Raw genomic sequence first — 19,729 nt, forward strand, 5'->3', positions numbered from 1 at the left:
GGCGCCCCATGACCCGGCACCGCGCCCGCCCCGCCACGCTCAGATCAGCGCGGCTGCCAGTTCGGCGTTGAGTGCGGGGCGCAGCTCCGGCTGCGTCATGTGCTCCACCCGCACCTCGGTGCAGCCCACCCAGCGGGCGGCTTCGACGAGGGCCGCCGCCGTCGCTCCGACGGACTTGGCGGGGCCGGGGCTGCCAGGCAGGTCGCCGCCGAGGGCTACGTGCCGGGCCACGAGCGTGTCGCCGGAGCGGGCGGGGTCCACGCGGCCCACCAGCTTGCCGCCCGCGAGGACGGGCATCGCGAAGTAGCCGTACAGCCGCTTGGCCTTCGGGGTGTACGCCTCCAGCCGGTGCGTGAAGCGGAAGATCCGCTCCGTGCGGGCGCGCTCCCAGATGAGTGAGTCGAAGGGGGAGAGCAACGTGGTTCGGTGCCGGCCGCGCGGAGGCGTACTCAGGGCCTCGGGATCAGCCCAGGCCGGCTTGGACCAGCCTTCGACCTCGACCGGGACCAGGCCGGTTTCGGCGATCACCGAGTCGAAGCTCTCTCCCTTGACTCGGTGGTAGTCGGCGAGGTCGGAACGGGTGCCGACGCCCAGCGTCCGGCCCGCTTGGCCGACCAGTTCGCGAAGGCACGCCCGGTCGTCGAGGTCGTCGTGGAGGAGAGGGGCCGGGATGGCTCGCTCCGCGAGGTCGTAGACCCGCTTCCAGCCGCGTCGGCTGGTGCAGACGACCTCGCCGTACATGAGTGCCCGCTCGACGGCGATCTTCGTATCCGACCAGTCCCACCACTCGCCGCCGTTCTTGGCGCCGCCCAGCTCCGAGGCGGTGAGCGGGCCTTCGGCCGTCAGCTGCGCGAGCACCTTGTCGTACGCGGCTCGGGGCAGGTCGTGGTGCCAGTGCGGACGGTCGCGGTAGGCGCGGCGACGGAAGGCGAAGTGGGGCCACTCCTCGATGGGCAGGATGCACGCCGCGTGCGACCAGTACTCGAAGGCGTGCGGCGAGCCGTCCGCGTCGGAGCTCCAGTAGGCGGCTTCCACGGTCGGGCGGCCGATGGCCCCCAGGCGGGCGTAGGGCACCAGCTCGTGGGAGCGGGCCAGGACGGAGATGGTGTCGAGCTGTACGGCGCCGGTGCCGCGGAGCACGCCGCGGACGCCCGCGCGCCGGTCCGGGGCGCCCAGGAAGCCCTGCGCGCGCAGCGCGATGCGACGGGCTTCGTCAGCGGAGAGGCTGGCGACGGGGCGGGGGGTTTCCAGGGTGTCGGCGGCGCTCGGCAGACTCGTCATGAGCGCACTGTAGGACGTGACACCGACAGCGCGAATTGCTTCTGATCCGAGGGTTAGCGCGCCGGGAGGCGGGCATGGTCGTTACAGAGAGTGACGAAGCGGGTGAGGGAGGGGGAGGGCGATGAGGCGGATCGTGGGCCTGGTGGCCGCGGTGTGGGTCATGGTGCGGCGCGCCATCGCCTCGGAGGCTCCGACGGCCAGGCCGACGCGGACCGTCGGCCTACCTCGGCTCGGCGGGTGGCGCCGGTGCGGGGCCGGCGGGTGGTACGCGCGCGGGCACGTAGGCGTCCGTGGAAGGGAGGCCGATGTCCGTGGGGAGCAGCCCCGCCACCCAGCAGTCCCGGCGTACGCCGTTGTTGAGGATGCCCGCGCGCTCGATCCCTTCGAGCGTGAATCCGGTGCGCAGAGCCGTCGCCCGGGACGCGAGGTTGCCGACCTCGGCCCGCCAGACGATCCGGTCCACCGGGGCCTGGGTGAACCCCCAGGAGGTGACGGCCTCGACCGCCTCCGTCATCAGACCTCGGCCGCGGTACTCCGCCGCCGTCCAGAAACCGAGCTCCGCGGTCCTCGTCGCGCGCATCGACAGGCCGATCGCGGCCACCAGGGCGCCGTGGCCGACGGTGTCCACGGCGCCGAAGGCGAACTCGGTCCCTTGCTGCCACCCCTCGGCGCAGACCCGGTTCACGAAATGCTCGGCGTCCGTGCGGCGGTAGGGCGACGGCACGGTGGTCCACCGCTGGATCTCGTGGTCCTGGCATGCTCGGTACACCGCGTCTACGTCCGCCGCGGTCAGCGCCCGCAGGATGAGGCGCGGGGTCGTGAGGGTGATCGGCTCCATCGTGTGATGGTGCAGGTGCCGAGTGTTCCCGCGCCAGAAGAGCGGGAGCTCCCCCGGCACGTTCGCGGTGGCCCGTCCGTTGTCGTGACGACAGACCTCCCGACGCGGTGGGGTCCTCGCATACGATGGCCGTTGCCCAAGAGAATTCCGACCGTGCCAGGCCCGACCGGCAAGGAGACCAACCCCCGTGTCCGTCCTCTCAAAGCTCATGCGTGCAGGCGAAGGCAAGATCCTGCGCAAGCTGCACCGCATCGCGGACCAGGTCAACTCCATCGAAGAGGACTTCGTCAGCCTCTCCGACGCCGAGCTGCGCGCCCTCACTGATGAGTACAAGGAGCGCTACGCCGACGGCGAGAGCCTCGACGACCTCCTGCCGGAGGCGTTCGCGACCGTCCGGGAGGCGGCCAAGCGGGTCCTCGGCCAGCGTCACTACGACGTTCAGCTCATGGGTGGCGCCGCGCTGCACCTCGGTTATGTCGCTGAGATGAAGACCGGTGAGGGCAAGACCCTCGTCGGTACGCTGCCGGCCTACCTCAACGCGCTCTCCGGCGAGGGCGTCCACCTGATCACGGTGAACGACTACCTCGCCGAGCGCGACTCCGAGTTGATGGGCCGCGTCCACAAGTTCCTGGGGCTGAACGTCGGCTGCATCGTCGCCAACATGACCCCGGCGCAGCGCCGCGAGCAGTACGCCTGCGACATCACCTACGGCACCAACAACGAGTTCGGCTTCGACTACCTGCGCGACAACATGGCGTGGTCGAAGGACGAGCTGGTGCAGCGGGGGCACAACTTCGCGATCGTCGACGAAGTCGACTCGATCCTCGTGGACGAGGCCCGCACGCCGCTGATCATCTCCGGCCCCGCCGACCAGGCGACCAAGTGGTACGGCGACTTCGCGAAGCTCGTGACCCGCCTGACCAAGGGTGAGGCGGGGAACCAGCTCAAGGGCATCGAGGAGACCGGCGACTACGAGGTCGACGAGAAGAAGCGCACCGTCGCCATCCACGAGTCGGGTGTCGCGAAGGTCGAGGACTGGCTCGGCATCGACAACCTCTACGAGTCGGTCAACACCCCGCTCGTCGGCTACCTCAACAACGCCATCAAGGCGAAGGAACTCTTCAAGAAGGACAAGGACTACGTCGTCATCGACGGCGAAGTCATGATCGTCGACGAGCACACCGGCCGTATCCTCGCCGGCCGCCGCTACAACGAGGGCATGCACCAGGCGATCGAGGCGAAGGAAGGGGTGGACATCAAGGACGAGAACCAGACGCTCGCCACGATCACCCTCCAGAACTTCTTCCGCCTCTACGACAAGCTCTCCGGCATGACCGGTACGGCCATGACCGAGGCCGCCGAGTTCCACCAGATCTACAAGCTGGGCGTCGTCCCCATCCCCACCAACCGGCCGATGGTCCGCATGGACCAGTCCGACCTCATCTACCGGACCGAGGTCGCCAAGTTCGACGCGGTCGTGGACGACATCGCGGAGAAGCACGAGAAGGGGCAGCCGATCCTGGTCGGCACCACCTCGGTCGAGAAGTCCGAGTACCTCTCGCAGCAGCTCTCCAAGCGTGGCATCCAGCACGAGGTGCTCAACGCCAAGCACCACGAGCGGGAGGCGTCGATCGTCGCCCAGGCCGGCCGACGGGGCGCGGTCACGGTGGCCACCAACATGGCCGGCCGTGGTACCGACATCAAGCTCGGAGGCAACCCGGACGACCTCGCCGAGGCGGAGCTGCGCCAGCGCGGGCTCGACCCGGTCGAGCACGTCGAGGAGTGGGCGGCGGCGCTGCCCGAGGCCCTGGAGCGAGCCGAGGCGTCGGTGAAGGCCGAGTTCGAGGCGGTCAAGGAGGCCGGTGGCCTCTACGTGCTGGGCACCGAGCGGCACGAGTCGCGCCGTATCGACAACCAGCTGCGCGGTCGTTCCGGACGTCAGGGGGACCCGGGTGAGTCCCGGTTCTACCTGTCCCTCGGTGACGACCTGATGAGGCTCTTCAAGGCCGCCATGGTCGAGCGCGTCATGGCCATGGCCAACGTCCCGGACGACGTGCCGATCGAGAACAAGATGGTGACCCGGGCCATCGCCTCCGCCCAGTCCCAGGTGGAGCAGCAGAACTTCGAGACGCGTAAGAACGTCCTGAAGTACGACGAGGTGCTGAACCGCCAGCGCGAGGTCATCTACGGCGAGCGCCGTCGCGTCCTGGAGGGGGAGAACCTCCAGGAGCAGATCCAGCACTTCATGGACGACACCATCGACGCCTACATCCAGGCGGAGACCGCTGAGGGCTTCGCCGAGGAGTGGGACCTCGACCGGCTGTGGGGTGCCTTCAAGCAGCTCTACCCGGTGAAGGTCACCGTCGAGGAGCTGGAGGACGAGGCCGGCGACCGTGCCGGGCTGACCGCCGAGTTCATCGCGGACTCCATCAAGGACGACATCCACGCGCAGTACGAGGCGCGCGAGGAGCAGCTCGGTTCGGAGATCATGCGCGAGCTGGAGCGTCGTGTGGTCCTCTCCGTGCTGGACCGCAAGTGGCGTGAGCACCTCTACGAGATGGACTACCTCCAGGAGGGCATCGGCCTGCGGGCCATGGCGCAGAAGGACCCGCTGGTGGAGTACCAGCGTGAGGGCTTCGACATGTTCACGGCCATGATGGAGGGCATCAAGGAGGAGTCGGTCGGCTACCTGTTCAACCTGGAGGTCCAGGTCGAGCAGCAGGTCGAGGAAGTTCCGGTGGCGGAGTCGGAGCAGGGCCCCGACCTCACCAAGCGGGACGCCGTTCCGGCCGGTGGCAGGCCCGAGATCAGGGCGAAGGGGCTCGACGCGCCGCAGCGTTCCGACCGGCTCCGCTTCTCCGCCCCGACCGTGGACGGTGAAGGCGGCGTCGTCGAGGGCGACTTCGCCAGTGAGGGCGCTTCGGGGCGGACCGCCAACTCCGACGGGCTCACCCGCGCGGAGCGGCGCAAGGCGCAGAAGGGCGGGCGGCGCCGCAAGAAGTAGGCGCGACTCGCGGGGCGGTCGGCCCTGTGGGGGGCGACCGCTCCGCTCCGGGGCCCCTGCTCCGGGGCCCTTGCTCCGGGGGCCTGCTCCGGGGCCCCCGGAGCAGGCCCCCGGCCCCGATTGTCCGTGCCCGGGAGGCAGTTACTCCCTGTCCGGGAGGCTTTCCTGCCCTGGGTTGTCCCAGGCCGGGTAGGTACTCCCCGGACCGGGTGCGGCCCGCGCCTGGGCTGGGCCGTGTGGGAGGGTTCGGGTGCTGCCAGGGGGGGGCTTCTCTGGGAGCCAGGGCGGCCGGGTGCCCGAAAACCTGGGAGCGGCCGTGCACAGTGAGAGATCCATGATCGTGAAGGCCGCCGCAAACCCAGCATCGGTCGCCACTGGTGAGCGTTGAACCCCCTCACTCAGGGCCCCTTTCCGATCAACAGTGCACAGGCCGCCACTCACTGCCTTCCGCCCCGTCCCCGGCCGACCCGATCACCGGTAAGGCGAGCGCCCTGACAGCGGCCCCGCCCTGGTTGGAGAGCCCGCTGCCAAGCATTGAGGCCGCACAGGCTCTCCGGGCGGCGCGCGCCCGCATAGGCGTCCCCGCGCCTGCTGGCCGAGGCCGCCAACCTGGTCCACCCGGCCATCGCCGGCCATGCCCGGCTGCGCACCGGCCAGGTACGGGGCCCGCGGTGGGCGCCCACACCCGTGAGTTCCGGCGCCGCTGGCACGAGCGGTACTCCGGCATCGCCCTCCACCTCGTCCCCCACAACAGCCCCACCGGTGGCTCCGCCGAGGGCCTCTGCGACCCCGCCGTGGTTCGGACCGCCAGCGACGAGCCCCTACGGGCACACCCTCGTCGGCTACGAACGCCGCCGCGTGGCCATGGCTTCCGATGCCTCGGCCAGAGGCCGCTCGGTCCCCCTGGACGAGAACCGTGCCGCCGCACCCTCGTCGTAGACCGCCGCACGGGAACGGTCACCGCCCACCTCTGGCCCAACGCCGAACGCCCCAACCTGGAAGCCACCCACGGCATCGACGACTGTCTCGCCGCCGCCACGGCCACCGCCGCCACTGGCCGCTGCGTCGGCGTCACGCCGCACGTCAGCGCCACTCAGTACCGCCGCGTGTACCGTCGCGACGGCAGCATTTACCGCACGTTCCGCGAGGCCGCCCGGCCCCTGTTCACCTGATCCGGCGTCGTCCCGCTCCTGTGGCCGCCGACCTCTACGCCGAAGACCTCTGGCACCCCGTCCGTCGCACCCCGCGAGAACAACTCGCGCCACAGCCTTGAGCCGAAGGGTGCCGGGAGTTCGGGGGATCGCGGCGGACGGGGGGTCAGAAGGCCTCGGCGAGAGGTCGGCGGCCCAACGCGATCGCGGTTGCCGGGGGCGAGGGGCGGGCAAGGCGAAGTGACGAGGTGAGGGGCTCGGGGCTGGAGCTTGGGGGAGGGAACTCTGTTCGGTCGGCTGTCCGATGTTCGGTCGAGGGCGGTGCGGGCGGCCCTTCGGGAGGGGAGAAATTCGGGGTGAGGTTCACTCATTAGGGGTGCCCGGACAGGTCGGCCCGGTGCCGACGGGCCGGGCTCGGCGTCGCGTCGGAGGCGAGCTGCCCGGCCCGGGCTCGTGCGGAGGAGGCGTCGGCTGCCTGGCCCTGTGCCAGCGGCCCCGGGGCGAACGGGGAGCTGGCCCGTGGCCGTCCGTGTCATCGGGGGCTGAGGTGCGATCGGCGTGGCGTGGGGGCGGCTGTGGGCCGGTTGTTGCGGGGCCGGGGGATCGCTGGGCCGGTGGAGGGGGTTTGGCCGCGCTCCGGGTGGGAGGTCTCCGCTTCGGGGGCCACGGGGGTGCCGGGTGCTTGTGGGGTGGGCCCGTGTGAGGGCGGTGCTGTGTGTCAGGTGGCCCGTTCGGCGTCTGCCCGTAACGGTGAACTGGGTGACGGTGGGGCGGGAGCGGTCTGGGGAGGGCGCTCGGGGCGTCGGCCCGACGAGTCGTGGGCGTGGTCGCGGCCCGCGTCCCGCAATCCCGGCATACGTGGCCGGCCACCCCGCATCGCGCATGCGCGGGAGAGCCCTCGCCCGGCGCTTCCCCGAGCCGGCGGCACGCGTGCGGGGCCCGAACCCCCGTATCGGGCCCCGCACGCCTGCCGCCGCCTTCTCAGGCGGTGTCGGTCTCTCGTGTCGCTCGCCGACGACTCCGGCCCGGCCCCCGCGCCGGCGTGGCTGCCGGGCGATACCGCTGTACGAGCGGGCCCGTGCCAGGTGCTGTCCGGGTGATCGCGAATGCGGTGTGGGCGGACGGGTGTTCATTCACCGCCTGTTGGGGGCGAGCGGTACGTTCTGCGGGTCGCGGGCCAGGTGGCCGGTTGTGCTGAGCGTGGGGGAGGCGGCGTTTCTCTCCGCTGTTGTTCCGGCTCTGTCGGATATCCGCGTACGCATGGGGAATTGGCCTATCGGGGTGCGGTGCGGAGGAATGCGGTACTGAAGGGGAAAAGGGTGCGGGTGTCCCTGAGCGGTGGGCTCGCGGGGGTGTGCTGCGCCGGCCGGGGCCCGCCTCGTCCATCCTGCCGGGTGGTGTTGGCGTGAACAAGTTAAGATCGTTAAACGCTCGTTTAGGGGCGGCACCTGCTCGGCTGGGGGAACGCATGCTGGAACGGCTGGAGTTGGAAGCCTTTCTCGCGCTCGCCGAGGAGCTGCACTTCGGGCGTACCGCCGAGCGGCTGCACGTCACGACAGGGCGCGTCAGCCAGCTCCTCAAGAAGCTCGAAGGCCGCGTCGGCGCACCCCTGTTCACGCGCAGCAGTCGCATCGTCGAACTCACCGAGATCGGAAGCCAGCTCCGCGAGGACCTCCAGAGCGGTTATGACCAGATCGCCCGGGGAATGGCGCGGGCCGTGGAGGCGGCCAACGGCGCGCGGAATTCGCTGCGGGCCGGATTCATCGGCGCCCTCGCCGGACAGGTGGTCCACCAGGCCGCGCGGAAATGCGCGGAGGGCGAAAGCGGATTCCCCGTTCTCATGCGGGAGGTGCAGGTTTTCGAATCCCTCACGAGTCTGCGTGAGGGGCACGTCGACGTGCTGGCGATCAGCCTGCCGGTCACCGCGCCCGACATCGTGGTGGGCCCGGTCCTCTTCTCCGAACCCCGGATGCTCGGGGTCCCCGCCGGGCACCGGCTGGCCGGCCGGGCGACGGTGTCGCTGGAGGACCTCGCCGGGGTCACCCTGCTGCGGCCGGTTCACGTCGGTCCGGACGCGTGGCCCTCCGACCGCCACCCCCACCGGACGCCCGAGGGGGCCGAGATCGTCGGCGGGCCGCGGGTGAAGACCTTCCAGGAGGCGTTGCAGCTGGCCGGGGCCGGAGTGGGTGCCGTCATCGTCGGTGCCCAGGCCCAGCGGTTCCACAGCCGGCCCGATGTGGTGTACGTCCCCTTCCACGACGCGCCCCCCATCGAATGGGCCGCGACGTGGCTGCGGACCAAGGACGCGCCGCGCACCAGGGAGTTCGCGCGGATCGCCCGGGGCGTGGGGCAGCGCGCGACGCGCGGCTGACCGGACCGGGGGAGCGGGCGCCGTCACGCGTCGGCCGCCTCGCGCGGGCGGCGGCCCGCCTCCACGGCCGCGCAGCGCCAGCGCAGGTCGGGGCCGCGTTCCAGTCGGAAGGCGAGCGCGTGCACGCGCTCGCCGCTGGTGATCCGGGCGAACGCCTCGATGACCCCGTCCCGTGGGGCGTACTCGTCGCAGTGGCGGACCTCCGGTTCGCGGCCGGGCAGGAACGGCGCGTCCGCCGGGGCCAGCTGGACCAGTTGCTCGTACGCGTCGCCGACCGTGTGGCTCAGCATCGAGTGGACGGGGCGGCGGCCGGTGAGGACGGCGAGGAGGCGGTCGGCGAACCAGTAGCGCGGGACGGTCTCGCGGGGGCGCCGGGCCGGGCTCCGCCCGGGGCGGCGGCCGTCGCGGCGGGCGGTGGCGGGCCGGGTGGTCGCGGATCGGGCGGGTGAGCGGCGGGCGGCGGTCCTGCCGGGGCCGGGCGGGGGCCGGTCCATGGGGGCGTCTCCTCGTGGCTGCGGGCGGACGACGGGTGCGGGCTTCGGGGTCGGGCACACGCTCTACCGGGCGGTAACCGTTGGCCGCAGCGTGCGGGCCGGGGCCGCCGCAGACAAGGTGGGGCAGGGCCGGGGGAAAGGGCCGGAAAGTTCACCTATCAGGATGAGTAGCGGGGCGCAGGGGGCTGCCGCCGTCCGGCGCGCGGGGGTGAGGAGGCGGTGCCGCGCTGACCGCTCACCCGGCGCCTCCCCCTCCGAAGGGGGACGCCGGACACGTATCCTGACCCCGTCCAGACCCGACCACGGAAGCGGCCCACCATGCGCGTCTACGTCCCCCTGACCCTGCCGGCTCTCGCCCAGGCGCACCGGGCGGGCGAACTGGGGCCCGGGCCGCTCACCGCGTACGCCGTCACTCCGGGGCTGCGCGAGTGGTACGTGTCCGACGACATCGAGGAGTTGGAGTACGCCGCGCTGACGCGGGCCGCCCACGGCTCGCTGCGGCTGCTCGCCGCCGACCCCGAGGCGGTCCGCAAGCGGGTCGTCGTCGCGGTGGACGTCGCCGACGGTGCCGCCTTCGCCGACCCCGACCGGGCGCTGGAGCCGGACGCCCTCGGCGAGGTGCGGCTGGAGGCTGCCGTGCCGCTGGACAAGGCCGCAGCCGTCCACGTCGACGCGGACGGCGCGGAGGCGGACGTCGCCCGCGCGGCCGAGGCGGTGGCCCGGGCGGCGGGCGGTGACGCGGACGCCCAGTTCGTGGTGGACGGTGCCGACGACCACGAGCTGCTCTGGTTCGCCACCCAGGAGATCGAGCACCTCCTTGCCGGCTGACGCCGCCGCCCGGCACCGGGCGGCCCGGAGACCGCCTGGCCGGGCTCCCGAGCTCCCCGATACCGTCGCACCATGCCCATCACCACGCCGCACATCGTCTGGGACTGGAACGGCACGCTCTTCCACGACACCGAGGCGGTCGTCGGCGCCACCAACGCGGCGTTCGCCGAGTTCGGGGTCGCGCCGATCACCCTGGAGCAGTACCGCGAGCTGTACTGCGTGCCGATCCCGCGCTTCTACGCGCGGATGATGGGGCGGACCCCCACCGCTGACGAATGGGAGGCGATGGACGGCGTCTTCCACCGGTACTACGAGGAGCACCGCACCCGGTGCGGCCTCGCAGAGGGTGCCGAGGCGTTGCTGAAGGGGTGGGGGCAGGCGGGCCACAGCCAGTCGATCCTGAGCATGCACGGGCACGAGGAACTGGTGCCGCTGGTACGGGAGCTGGGCATCGACCGGCACTTCCTGCGGGTCGAAGGGCGCACCGGCACCGCCGGCGGTTCCAAGGCCGCGCACATGGAACGCCATCTGGGCGCTCTGGACGCCGTACGGGCGGAGCACGCCGTGGTGATCGGGGACGCCGCCGACGACGCCGTGGCCGCGCACGCCGTGGGTGCCCGGGCGGTGCTGTACACCGGCGGGACGCACAGTCGGGGGCGCCTGGAGGGGACCGGCGCCGTGGTGGTCGACACGCTCGCGGAGGCCGTCGAGGTGGCGCACGGGGTGTTCGCACAGGGGTGACGGTGCTGGGCCGGTCCCGGGGCGGGGAGGGTTCCGCACCCCCGGGCGGGGGTGAGTTCCGTCACGCCCGGCCCGGCCGGGGTCTGCCGAGCGTTCCCGCACTCACCGTGCGGGCCGCGGCGCCTTCCGGCCACGGGGGGCGCCGAAGGCGAGCCCCGCGTTCCCCTTCCCGGCCCTGCGCCGGGGCGCCCAGGGCGGTGCCCGGGGGGTCGCTCCGGGCGGGAACGCCCCCGCTCGCCCCCGCGTACCGCCGTCCCGCGTGGCCGAAAACCGCCTCACTCGTGCGGGGTGCCGGAGGGCCCGGTTCCAGCCCTCTTGGCCCCGGCGGCCACCTGGCCGGGAAGCGGGGGTGTCCCCAGGTCGTCGGGGGTGGGGTGGGCCGTGCCTCGTGCGCTCCACGGGGCCCGGGCGCCCCACTACCCCCTTCTGGCGCGGTCCCTGATGGGCGGACCGGCCAAGTTCCTCCGGTGCTTTTGTACGAAAGCGGCTCATGACGTCCTCCCCCGGATGCGGGATAGCCTGGCCTCGTGATCAGCGCGATACACGGCGGGGGCAGTGACGCCCCCGGACTGTGCCCGGTGTGCGGCTTGTGTGCCGTCCCGGGCCCTTTGTGCTGGTCCCCACCGGGAGAGCGGGCCGCCCACAATGGCCGATAACGCCCCGCTCCTCCCGCTTCCCGGCATAACGTCGAATCCGACCGGAGACCCCGCGCCGCGGCGTTATGTCCCACACGTTTCATCAACGTCTCGCAACGGCGCGTGACAGGAGCCAGAGGACCATGCAGACCAAGCTGGACGAAGCCAAGGCCGAGCTGCTCGAAAGGGCGGCCGAGGTCGCTGAGAACAGCCCGGCAGGGGGGCGCCTCCCCGTCGGGGCGACGGGCGGGGGCGTGCCGGACCAGGACTCCGTGCACGCCTTCCTCCAGCGCTACTACCTGCACACGGCCGCCGAGGACATCGCCGACCGTGACCCGGTCGACATGTTCGGCGCCGCCTACTCCCATTACCGGCTGGCCGAAAATCGTCCGCAGGGCACCGCCAACGTCCGGGTGCACACCCCGACCGTCGAGGAGAACGGCTGGACCAGCAGCCACTCCGTGGTCGAGGTCGTCACCGACGACATGCCCTTCCTCGTCGACTCGGTCACCAACGAGCTCTCCCGGCAGAACCGCGGCATCCACGTCGTCATCCACCCGCAGGTCCTCGTCCGCCGCGACATCGCCGGCAAGCTCGTCGAGGTGCTGCCCGGCGGCGCCGCCGACCGGCCGCTGGACGCCGTCACCGAGTCGTGGATCCACGTCGAGATCGACCGGGAGACCGACAAGGGCGACCTCAAGCAGATCACCACCGACCTGCTCCGCGTCCTCTCCGACGTCCGCGAGGCCGTCGAGGACTGGGAGAAGATGCGCGGCGCCGCGCTGCACATCGCCGAGGACCTGCCCGCCGAGCCGCTCGACGACCTCTCCGACGAGGACGTGGAGGAGGCCCGCGAGCTGATGCGCTGGCTCGCCGCCGACCACTTCACCTTCCTCGGCTACCGCGAGTACCGCCTGATGGACGACGACTCGCTGGCCGCCGTCCCCGGCACCGGCCTCGGCATCCTCCGCGCCGACCCGCACCAGGACGAGGACCGCCACCCGGTCAGCCCGTCCTTCGAGCGGCTCCCCGCCGACGCCCGAGCCAAGGCCCGCGAGCACCGGCTGCTCGTCCTCACCAAGGCCAACAGCCGCGCCACCGTGCACCGGCCCAGCTACCTCGACTACATCGGCGTGAAGAAGTTCGACGCCGAGGGCAACGTCATCGGCGAGCGCCGCTTCCTCGGCCTCTTCTCCTCCGCCGCCTACACCGAGTCGGTCCGCCGCGTCCCGGTCATCCGCCGCAAGGTCGCCGACATCCTCAAGGCCGCCGGGTTCTCGCCCAACAGCCATGACGGGCGCGACCTCCTCCAGATCCTGGAGACCTACCCGCGCGACGAGATGTTCCAGATCTCCGCCGAGGAACTGCTGCCGATCGCCACCAGCGTCCTCTACCTCCAGGAACGCCGCCGCCTGCGGCTCTACCTGCGCAAGGACGAGTACGGCCGCTACTACTCGGCCCTCGTCTACCTGCCGCGCGACCGCTACACCACCGGCGTGCGGCTGCGGATCATCGACATCCTGAAGGAGGAACTCGGCGGCACCAACGTCGACTTCACCGCCTGGAACACCGAGTCGATCCTCTCCCGCCTGCACTTCGTGGTGCGCGTCGCCTCGGGCACCACGCTGCCCGAGCTGACCGACGCCGACCACGACCGGATCGAGGCCCGCCTGGTCGAGGCCGCCCGCTCCTGGGCCGACGGCTTCGGTGAGGCGCTCAACGCCGAGTGCGGCGAGGAGCGCGCCGCCGAACTCCTCCGCCGCTACCAGGGCGCCTTCCCCGAGGGGTACAAGGCCGACCACTCCCCGCGCTCCGCCGTCGCCGACCTCGTCCACCTGGAGCGGCTGCGCGGCGAGGGCGAGCGGGACTTCGCCCTCAGCCTCTACGAGCCGGTCGGCGCCGCCCCCGACGAGCGCCGCTTCAAGATCTACCGCACCGGCGAGCCCGTCTCGCTCAGCGCCGTCCTCCCCGTCCTGCAGCGCCTGGGCGTCGAGGTCGTCGACGAGCGCCCCTACGAGCTGCGCCGCGCCGACCGCTCCACCGCCTGGATCTACGACTTCGGGCTGCGCGTCCCCGGCCTCAGCCACGCCAACGACTTCCTCGGCGACGACGGCCGCGAGCGGTTCCAGGAGGCGTTCGCCGCCACCTGGACCGGGGCCGCGGAGAACGACGGCTTCAACGCCCTGGTCCTCGGCGCCGGGCTGACCTGGCGCGAGGCGATGGTGCTGCGCGCGTACGCCAAGTACCTGCGGCAGGCCGGGTCGACCTTCAGCCAGGACTACATGGAGGACACCCTCCGCAACAACGTCCACACCACCCGCCTGCTCATCTCCCTCTTCGAGGCGCGGATGGCCCCCGAGCGGCAGGCCGCCGCGCTGGAGCTGACCGAGGGCATCCTGGAGGAGCTGGACGGCGCCCTCGACCAGGTCGCCTCGCTCGACGAGGACCGCATCCTGCGCTCCTTCCTCACCGTCATCAAGGCGACCCTGAGGACCAACTTCTTCCAGCACACCGAGAGCGGCGAGCCGCACGGCTACGTCTCGATGAAGTTCGACCCGCAGGCCATCCCCGACCTGCCCGCGCCCCGCCCGGCCTTCGAGATCTGGGTGTACTCGCCGCGCGTCGAGGGCGTCCACCTGCGGTTCGGCAAGGTCGCCCGCGGCGGCCTGCGCTGGTCCGACCGGCGCGAGGACTTCCGTACCGAGATCCTCGGCCTGGTCAAGGCGCAGATGGTGAAGAACACCGTCATCGTGCCGGTCGGCGCCAAGGGCGGCTTCGTCGCCAAGCAGCTGCCCGACCCGGCCAAGGACCGCGACGCGTGGCAGGCCGAGGGCATCGCCGCGTACAAGACCTTCATCTCGGCGCTGCTCGACGTCACCGACAACATGGTCGCCGGCGAGGTCGTGCCCCCGGCCGACGTGGTCCGGCACGACGAGGACGACACCTACCTCGTCGTCGCCGCCGACAAGGGCACCGCCAAGTTCTCCGACACCGCCAACCAGGTCGCCGCCGAGTACGACTTCTGGCTCGGCGACGCCTTCGCCTCCGGCGGCTCGGCCGGCTACGACCACAAGGGCATGGGCATCACCGCCCGGGGTGCCTGGGAGTCGGTCAAGCGGCACTTCCGCGAGCTGGGCCACGACACCCAGACCGAGGACTTCACCGTCGTCGGCGTCGGCGACATGTCCGGCGACGTCTTCGGCAACGGCATGTTGCTCAGCGAGCACATCCGCCTGGTCGCCGCCTTCGACCACCGGCACATCTTCATCGACCCGAACCCGGACGCCGCCACCTCCTACGCCGAGCGGCGCCGCCTGTTCGAGCTGCCCCGATCCTCCTGGGCCGACTACGACACCGACCTGATCTCGGCGGGCGGCGGAGTCTTCCCGCGCACCGCCAAGTCCGTGACGGTCAACGCCCACATCCGCGAGGCCCTCGGCCTGCCCGCCGGGACCACCAAGTTGACCCCGGCCGACCTCATGCGGGCCGTCCTCACCGCCCCGGTGGACCTGCTGTGGAACGGCGGCATCGGCACGTACGTCAAGTCGTCCGCCGAGTCCGACGCGGCCGTCGGCGACAAGGCCAACGACGCCGTCCGCGTCGACGGCGCCGACCTGCGGGCCAAGGTCGTCGGCGAGGGCGGCAACCTGGGCGTCACCCAGCTCGGCCGCATCGAGTTCGCCCGTACCGGCGGCCGGATCAACACCGACGCCATCGACAACAGCGCCGGCGTGGACACCTCCGACCACGAGGTGAACATCAAGATCCTGCTCAACTCGGTGGTCACCGACGGCGACATGACGGTCAAGCAGCGCAACGCGCTGCTCGCCGAGATGACCGACGAGGTCGGCACGATGGTGCTGCGCAACAACTACGCGCAGAACACCGCCCTGGCCAACTCCGCCGCCCAGGCGCCCTCGCTCCTCCACGCCCAGCAGCGCTTCATGCGCCGCCTGACCCGTGACGGCGCCCTCGACCGGGCCCTGGAGTTCCTCCCCGGCGACCGGCAGATCCGCGAGCTGCTGAACAACCAGCGCGGCCTCACCCAGCCCGAGCTGGCCGTGCTGCTCGCCTACACCAAGATCACCGCCGCCGAGGAGCTGATCTCCACCCGGCTCCCCGACGACCCCTACCTGATGCGGCTGCTCCACGCCTACTTCCCGAAGGCACTGGTCGAGCAGTTCCCCGAGCAGATCGTCGCGCACGCCCTGCGCCGCGAGATCATCACGACGATGCTGGTCAACGACACCGTCAACACCGGTGGTACGACCTTCCTGCACCGGCTCCGCGAGGAGACCGGCGCCTCCATGGAGGAGATCGTCCGCGCCCAGCTCGCCGCCCGCGAGATCTTCGGCCTCAGCGCTGTCTGGGACGCCGTCGAGGCGCTCGACAACCAGGTGCCGGCCGACGTCCAGACCCGCATCCGGCTCCACTCGCGCCGCCTGGTGGAACGCGGCGCCCGCTGGCTGCTCAACAACCGGCCGCAGCCCCTCGCCCTCGCCGACACCATCGACTTCTTCCAGGACCGGGTCGGCCGGATCTGGGCCCAGCTCCCCACGCTGCTGCGCGGCTCCGACCTGGAGTGGTACGAGACGATCCTCGCCGAGTTGGTCGAGGCCGGGGTGCCGGAGGAACTGGCCGGGCGGGTCGCCGGGTTCTCCTCCGCCTTCCCCACTCTCGACCTGGTGGCCATCGCCGACCGCACCGGCAAGGACCCGATCGCCGTCGCCGAGGTCTTCTACGACCTCGCCGACCGGCTGCGGATCACCCAGCTCATGGACCGCATCATCGAGCTGCCGCGCGCCGACCGCTGGCAGTCCATGGCCCGCGCCTCCATCCGCGAGGAGCTGTACGCGGCCCACGCGGCGCTCACCGCCGACGTGCTGGAGGCGGGTGGCGACGACGCCGGCCCCAAGGAGCGGTTCGAGTCCTGGGAGCGCCAGAACGCGGCGATCCTCGCCCGCGCCCGCGCCACGCTGGAGGAGATCCAGAACTCCGACAGCTTCGACCTGGCCAACCTCTCGGTCGCCATGCGCACCATGCGCACCCTGCTCCGCAGCCGGGGCTGACCCCGCCGTCCGGACGCGACACCGGCCCGCTCCCGCTTCGGCGGGGGCGGGCCGGTGGCCGTAGGCGGACGTCCGCGCTGCCGGGCGCTACCGCCCCGGCCATCCCTCCCACGCCGACGCGACCATGTCGCGCGGGGTCAGCCGGGCACGCCAGCCCAGCGCGTCGGCGGCGCGTTCGGTGGAGGCGACGACGCGGGCCGGATCGCCGGGGCGGCGGGGCAGGACGACGGGGGCGATGTGCTTGCCGGTGACCTCGTTGATCAGGTCGACCAGCTCGCGGACCGAGACGCCCTGCCCGCTGCCCACGTTGACGGTGAGGTCCTCGCCCGCCGTGGTGGCGGCCAGGGCGCGGGCGGCGGCGACGTGGGCCTCGGCGAGGTCGACGACGTGGATGTAGTCGCGGACGCAGGTGCCGTCCGCGGTCGGGTAGTCGTCGCCGAAGATCTGCGGGGGCACGCCGTCGGTGAGCCGCTCGAAGACCATCGGGACGATGTTGAAGACGCCGGTGTCGGCGAGTTCGGGGGCCCCGGCGCCCGCCACGTTGAAGTACCGCAGGCAGGCGGTGCGCAGGCCGTGGGCGCGGCCCGTGGCGCGGACCAGCCATTCGCCCGCCAGCTTGGTCTCGCCGTAGGGGCTCATCGGCGCGCACGGCGTCTGTTCGGTGACGAGGTCGACGTCGGTCATGCCGTAGACGGCGGCCGAGGAGGAGAGGACGAAGGAGTCGACGCCGGCGGCGACGGTGGCGGCGAGCAGGACGCGCAAGCCCTCGACGTTGTCGTGGTAGTAGCGCAGCGGCACCGAGACCGACTCGCCGACCTGCTTCTTCGCGGCGAGGTGGATGACGCCGGTGATGGAGTGGTCGGCGAAGATCTCGTCGAGCAGCGGGCGGTCCAGGGTCGTGCCCCGGACCAGCGTGGCGGACGCGGGGAGGCGGCCTTCGACGCCGGTGGAGAGGTCGTCGAGGACCACGGCGTCCTCGCCCGCCTCGGCCAGGGCGCGGACTACGTGCGCGCCGATGTATCCGGCGCCGCCAGTGATCAGCCAGGTCATGGTCACCTGTTTCGTCGTGTCCCGGGCCGCCCGTCGTGCGGGGTACGCGGGGCGGGCCCCGGGCGGCCGTGTGCCCCCGACCGTATCCCCGCCGGGCGGTCGGATGCCGCCAGCCGGGGCGTATCGGCCCGGGGCACGCGGCGGATCATCGACAGGGCGTGACGGTGAACCTACCGTCGGTCGCGATGCCTGCCCCCGCCCCCGCCTCCGCGTCCCCCGCCCCCACCAAGCCGGCGAATCCACCCGACACGCTCGCCCCCGGCGGCCGGGTGGACGCGCTGACCGGCCTGCGCTTCCTCGCCGCGCTCGCCGTCTTCGCCCACCACTTCACCGGGCTCGGCGGGCCGCAGAGCGGGGTGGCCCGGGTTCCCGCCCTCTTCCCGTACACCACGATGGGGGTGCACGGGGTCGGGTTCTTCTTCGTGCTCTCCGGCTTCCTGCTGGCCTGGGGGTACCGTCCCGGCGCCTCGGCCCGGCTCTTCTACTGGCGGCGCGCCGGGCGGATCTGGCCGGCCCACCTCGCCGCCAGCCTGCTCGCCCTGGTGCTGCTCTTCTGGTGGGGCGGCCGGGCCACCGACGCCTTCTCGGTGCTGTCCTCGGTCCTGCTCGTGCAGACCTGGTTCCCCGGGGTGACGCCGACCCTGCCGGGCAACAGCGTCGCCTGGACCCTCAGCGTCGAACTCTTCTTCTACGCCCTCTTCCCGCTGCTCGTGCGGGGCGCGCTGGCCCTGCGCACCCGGACCCTGCTCGCGGTCTGCGGCTCCTCACTCGCCGTCATGGCCGCCGTCAACCTCTGGCTGCTGACCCACCTCTCCGGGGCGGCGGCCGAGTGGGTGATGCGCCATCCGCTGGCCCGCCTCCCGGAGTTCGGCCTCGGGCTGGCCGTCGCGCTCACCCTGCGCCGGGGCTCGCGTCCCGCCCTGCGGGCCTGGCCGGTGGTGGTGGTGCTGGCCGCGTACACGGTGGCGTACACCCGGCGGGCGGAGTGGGCGGGGCAGGGGACGGTGGTGCTGGAGGCGACGGTGCGGCCGGTGGTGGCGGTGCTCGCGGTGGGGCTCGTGGTGGCCTGCGTGGTGCGGGCCACCGGCGGCGGGGCGCGCCGCGAAGGGTGGCTGGCCTCGCCGGTGATGGTCCGGCTCGGCCTCTGGTCGTACGCCTTCTACCTGCTGCACCAGACGCTCAACTGCGCCATCACCGACCGGTGGGGGCACCAGCCGGCCGGCGGGGTGGCCCTGTTCACCATGATCGGGACGGCGGTGGCGGCGACCGCGCTGGCCGGGGCGCTGTACCACGGGGTGGAGGAGCCCGCCCGGCGGTGGTGGGCGGCGCGTCCGCCGCGCTGGGCGGGCTCGGCGGTGGGCCGGACGGTACCGGGCGCGTAAGCCACTTATCAACGCTCAGTTGACGAGACGTGACATCTGGGACAAGGCGTGCGTACTGTCAGGTGGCATGGCATGGAAGAACACGGTGAACTCCGTCCTCAAGCAGCTCACCGGATACCACCTCACCCGCGCCGCGGTCCCCGCTCCCCGCACCGCCGCCGTCCCGGCCCCCGAGCCCGCGCCGAAGCCCCGGCCGAAGAAGTTCCACCTCCCCGAGGACTACGACGAGGAGGCCAAGGAGATCGTCCGCGCCGTCAAGCCGTGGACCATGACCTCCCCGGAGCGGCTCAACGCCTTCATCCTCGCCACCCGGTACGTGGTGCGCCACGAGATCCCCGGCGCCGTCGTGGAGTGCGGGGTCTGGCGCGGCGGTTCGATGCAAGCCTGTGCGAAGACGCTGCTGAGCCTGGACGCCGCCGACCGCGACCTGTACCTCTTCGACACCTTCGAGGGCATGCCGCCGCCCACCGAGGAGGACCTGCGCCGCGACGGCCGCTCCGCCGAGGAACTCCTCGCAGCCCAGGGCAAGGACCGCCCCATCTGGGCCGTCGCCTCCCTCGACGACGTCCAGGCCGGCTTCGACCAGGTGCCCTACCCGAAGGAACGGCTCCACTACGTGCAGGGCCTGGTGGAGAAGACCGTGCCCGTCGAGGCGCCCGAGCAGATCTCCGTCCTGCGCCTGGACACCGACTGGTACGCCTCCACCCGGCACGAGCTGGAGCACCTCTACCCCCGGCTGGTCTCCGGCGGCGTCCTGCTCATCGACGACTACGGCTACTGGCAGGGCTCCCGCCGGGCCGTGGACGAGTTCCTGGAGGTCACCGGCGAGCGGCTGCTGCTGCTCCGCATGGACGAGGGCCGCATCGCGGTCAAGCCCTGACGCCC

12 protein-coding genes are annotated in these 19,729 nt (G+C 72.1%); 8 read left to right on the top strand and 4 right to left on the bottom strand.

Annotation, left to right across the window (positions count from 1 at the left end; genetic code table 11):
* Positions 1-39 precede the first annotated feature (39 nt).
* Together ACSLIC_RS17295 and ACSLIC_RS17300 are read right to left on the bottom strand one after the other, a co-directional pair.
* Positions 40-1,281, bottom strand: a complete 1,242-nt coding sequence (locus tag ACSLIC_RS17295; RefSeq protein WP_436738599.1) for a winged helix-turn-helix domain-containing protein — start codon at positions 1,279-1,281, stop codon at positions 40-42.
* Between the two features lie 220 nt (positions 1,282-1,501).
* Positions 1,502-2,119, bottom strand: a complete 618-nt coding sequence (locus ACSLIC_RS17300; RefSeq protein WP_436738600.1) for a GNAT family N-acetyltransferase — start codon at positions 2,117-2,119, stop codon at positions 1,502-1,504.
* A 187-nt stretch (positions 2,120-2,306) separates the two neighbouring features.
* On the opposite strand from ACSLIC_RS17300, the gene secA reads away from it, so the two are divergent.
* From secA to ACSLIC_RS17315, 3 genes are all read left to right on the top strand, one after another.
* Positions 2,307-5,123, top strand: coding sequence for a preprotein translocase subunit SecA (gene secA / locus ACSLIC_RS17305; protein WP_436738601.1), 2,817 nt, complete (start codon positions 2,307-2,309; stop codon positions 5,121-5,123).
* Between the two features lie 671 nt (positions 5,124-5,794).
* The gene (locus ACSLIC_RS17310; protein WP_436738602.1) at positions 5,795-6,295 is read left to right on the top strand and encodes a hypothetical protein; all 501 of its coding nucleotides are present in this window, start codon (positions 5,795-5,797) and stop codon (positions 6,293-6,295) included.
* A gap of 1,447 nt (positions 6,296-7,742) precedes the next feature.
* Complete coding sequence (locus ACSLIC_RS17315) at positions 7,743-8,645, top strand: LysR family transcriptional regulator (RefSeq protein WP_436738603.1); 903 nt, start codon at positions 7,743-7,745, stop codon at positions 8,643-8,645.
* Between the two features lie 23 nt (positions 8,646-8,668).
* Here ACSLIC_RS17315 and ACSLIC_RS17320 read toward each other — a convergent pair whose 3' ends face one another.
* Positions 8,669-9,139, bottom strand: a complete 471-nt coding sequence (locus tag ACSLIC_RS17320) for an Rv3235 family protein (protein WP_436738604.1) — start codon at positions 9,137-9,139, stop codon at positions 8,669-8,671.
* Between the two features lie 318 nt (positions 9,140-9,457).
* Between ACSLIC_RS17320 and ACSLIC_RS17325 the strand changes: the two genes are divergently transcribed.
* The 3 genes from ACSLIC_RS17325 (at position 9,458) to ACSLIC_RS17335 (ending at position 16,412) form a co-directional block, all read left to right on the top strand.
* Complete coding sequence (locus tag ACSLIC_RS17325) at positions 9,458-9,967, top strand: DUF6912 family protein (protein ID WP_436738605.1); 510 nt, start codon at positions 9,458-9,460, stop codon at positions 9,965-9,967.
* 72 nt (positions 9,968-10,039) lie between these two features.
* The gene (locus ACSLIC_RS17330; protein ID WP_436738606.1) at positions 10,040-10,708 is read left to right on the top strand and encodes an HAD family hydrolase; all 669 of its coding nucleotides are present in this window, start codon (positions 10,040-10,042) and stop codon (positions 10,706-10,708) included.
* Positions 10,709-11,486: 778 nt separating this feature from the next.
* The gene (locus ACSLIC_RS17335) at positions 11,487-16,412 is read left to right on the top strand and encodes an NAD-glutamate dehydrogenase (protein ID WP_436738607.1); all 4,926 of its coding nucleotides are present in this window, start codon (positions 11,487-11,489) and stop codon (positions 16,410-16,412) included.
* An 87-nt stretch (positions 16,413-16,499) separates the two neighbouring features.
* Here ACSLIC_RS17335 and galE read toward each other — a convergent pair whose 3' ends face one another.
* A complete protein-coding gene (galE, locus tag ACSLIC_RS17340) occupies positions 16,500-17,462 on the bottom strand; it encodes a UDP-glucose 4-epimerase GalE (protein ID WP_436738608.1) in 963 nt (320 codons plus the stop codon).
* A gap of 185 nt (positions 17,463-17,647) precedes the next feature.
* Here galE and ACSLIC_RS17345 point away from each other — a divergent pair, with 185 nt between their 5' ends.
* On the top strand, positions 17,648-18,844 hold the full coding sequence (locus tag ACSLIC_RS17345) for an acyltransferase family protein (protein ID WP_436738609.1): 1,197 nt from the start codon (positions 17,648-17,650) through the stop codon (positions 18,842-18,844).
* A gap of 67 nt (positions 18,845-18,911) precedes the next feature.
* Complete coding sequence (locus ACSLIC_RS17350; RefSeq protein WP_436738610.1) at positions 18,912-19,724, top strand: TylF/MycF/NovP-related O-methyltransferase; 813 nt, start codon at positions 18,912-18,914, stop codon at positions 19,722-19,724.
* The last annotated feature ends 5 nt before the right edge of the window (positions 19,725-19,729 follow it).

It is taken from the genome of Streptomyces sp. BBFR102, from assembly GCF_051397025.1.
Lineage (GTDB): Bacteria > Actinomycetota > Actinomycetes > Streptomycetales > Streptomycetaceae > Streptomyces.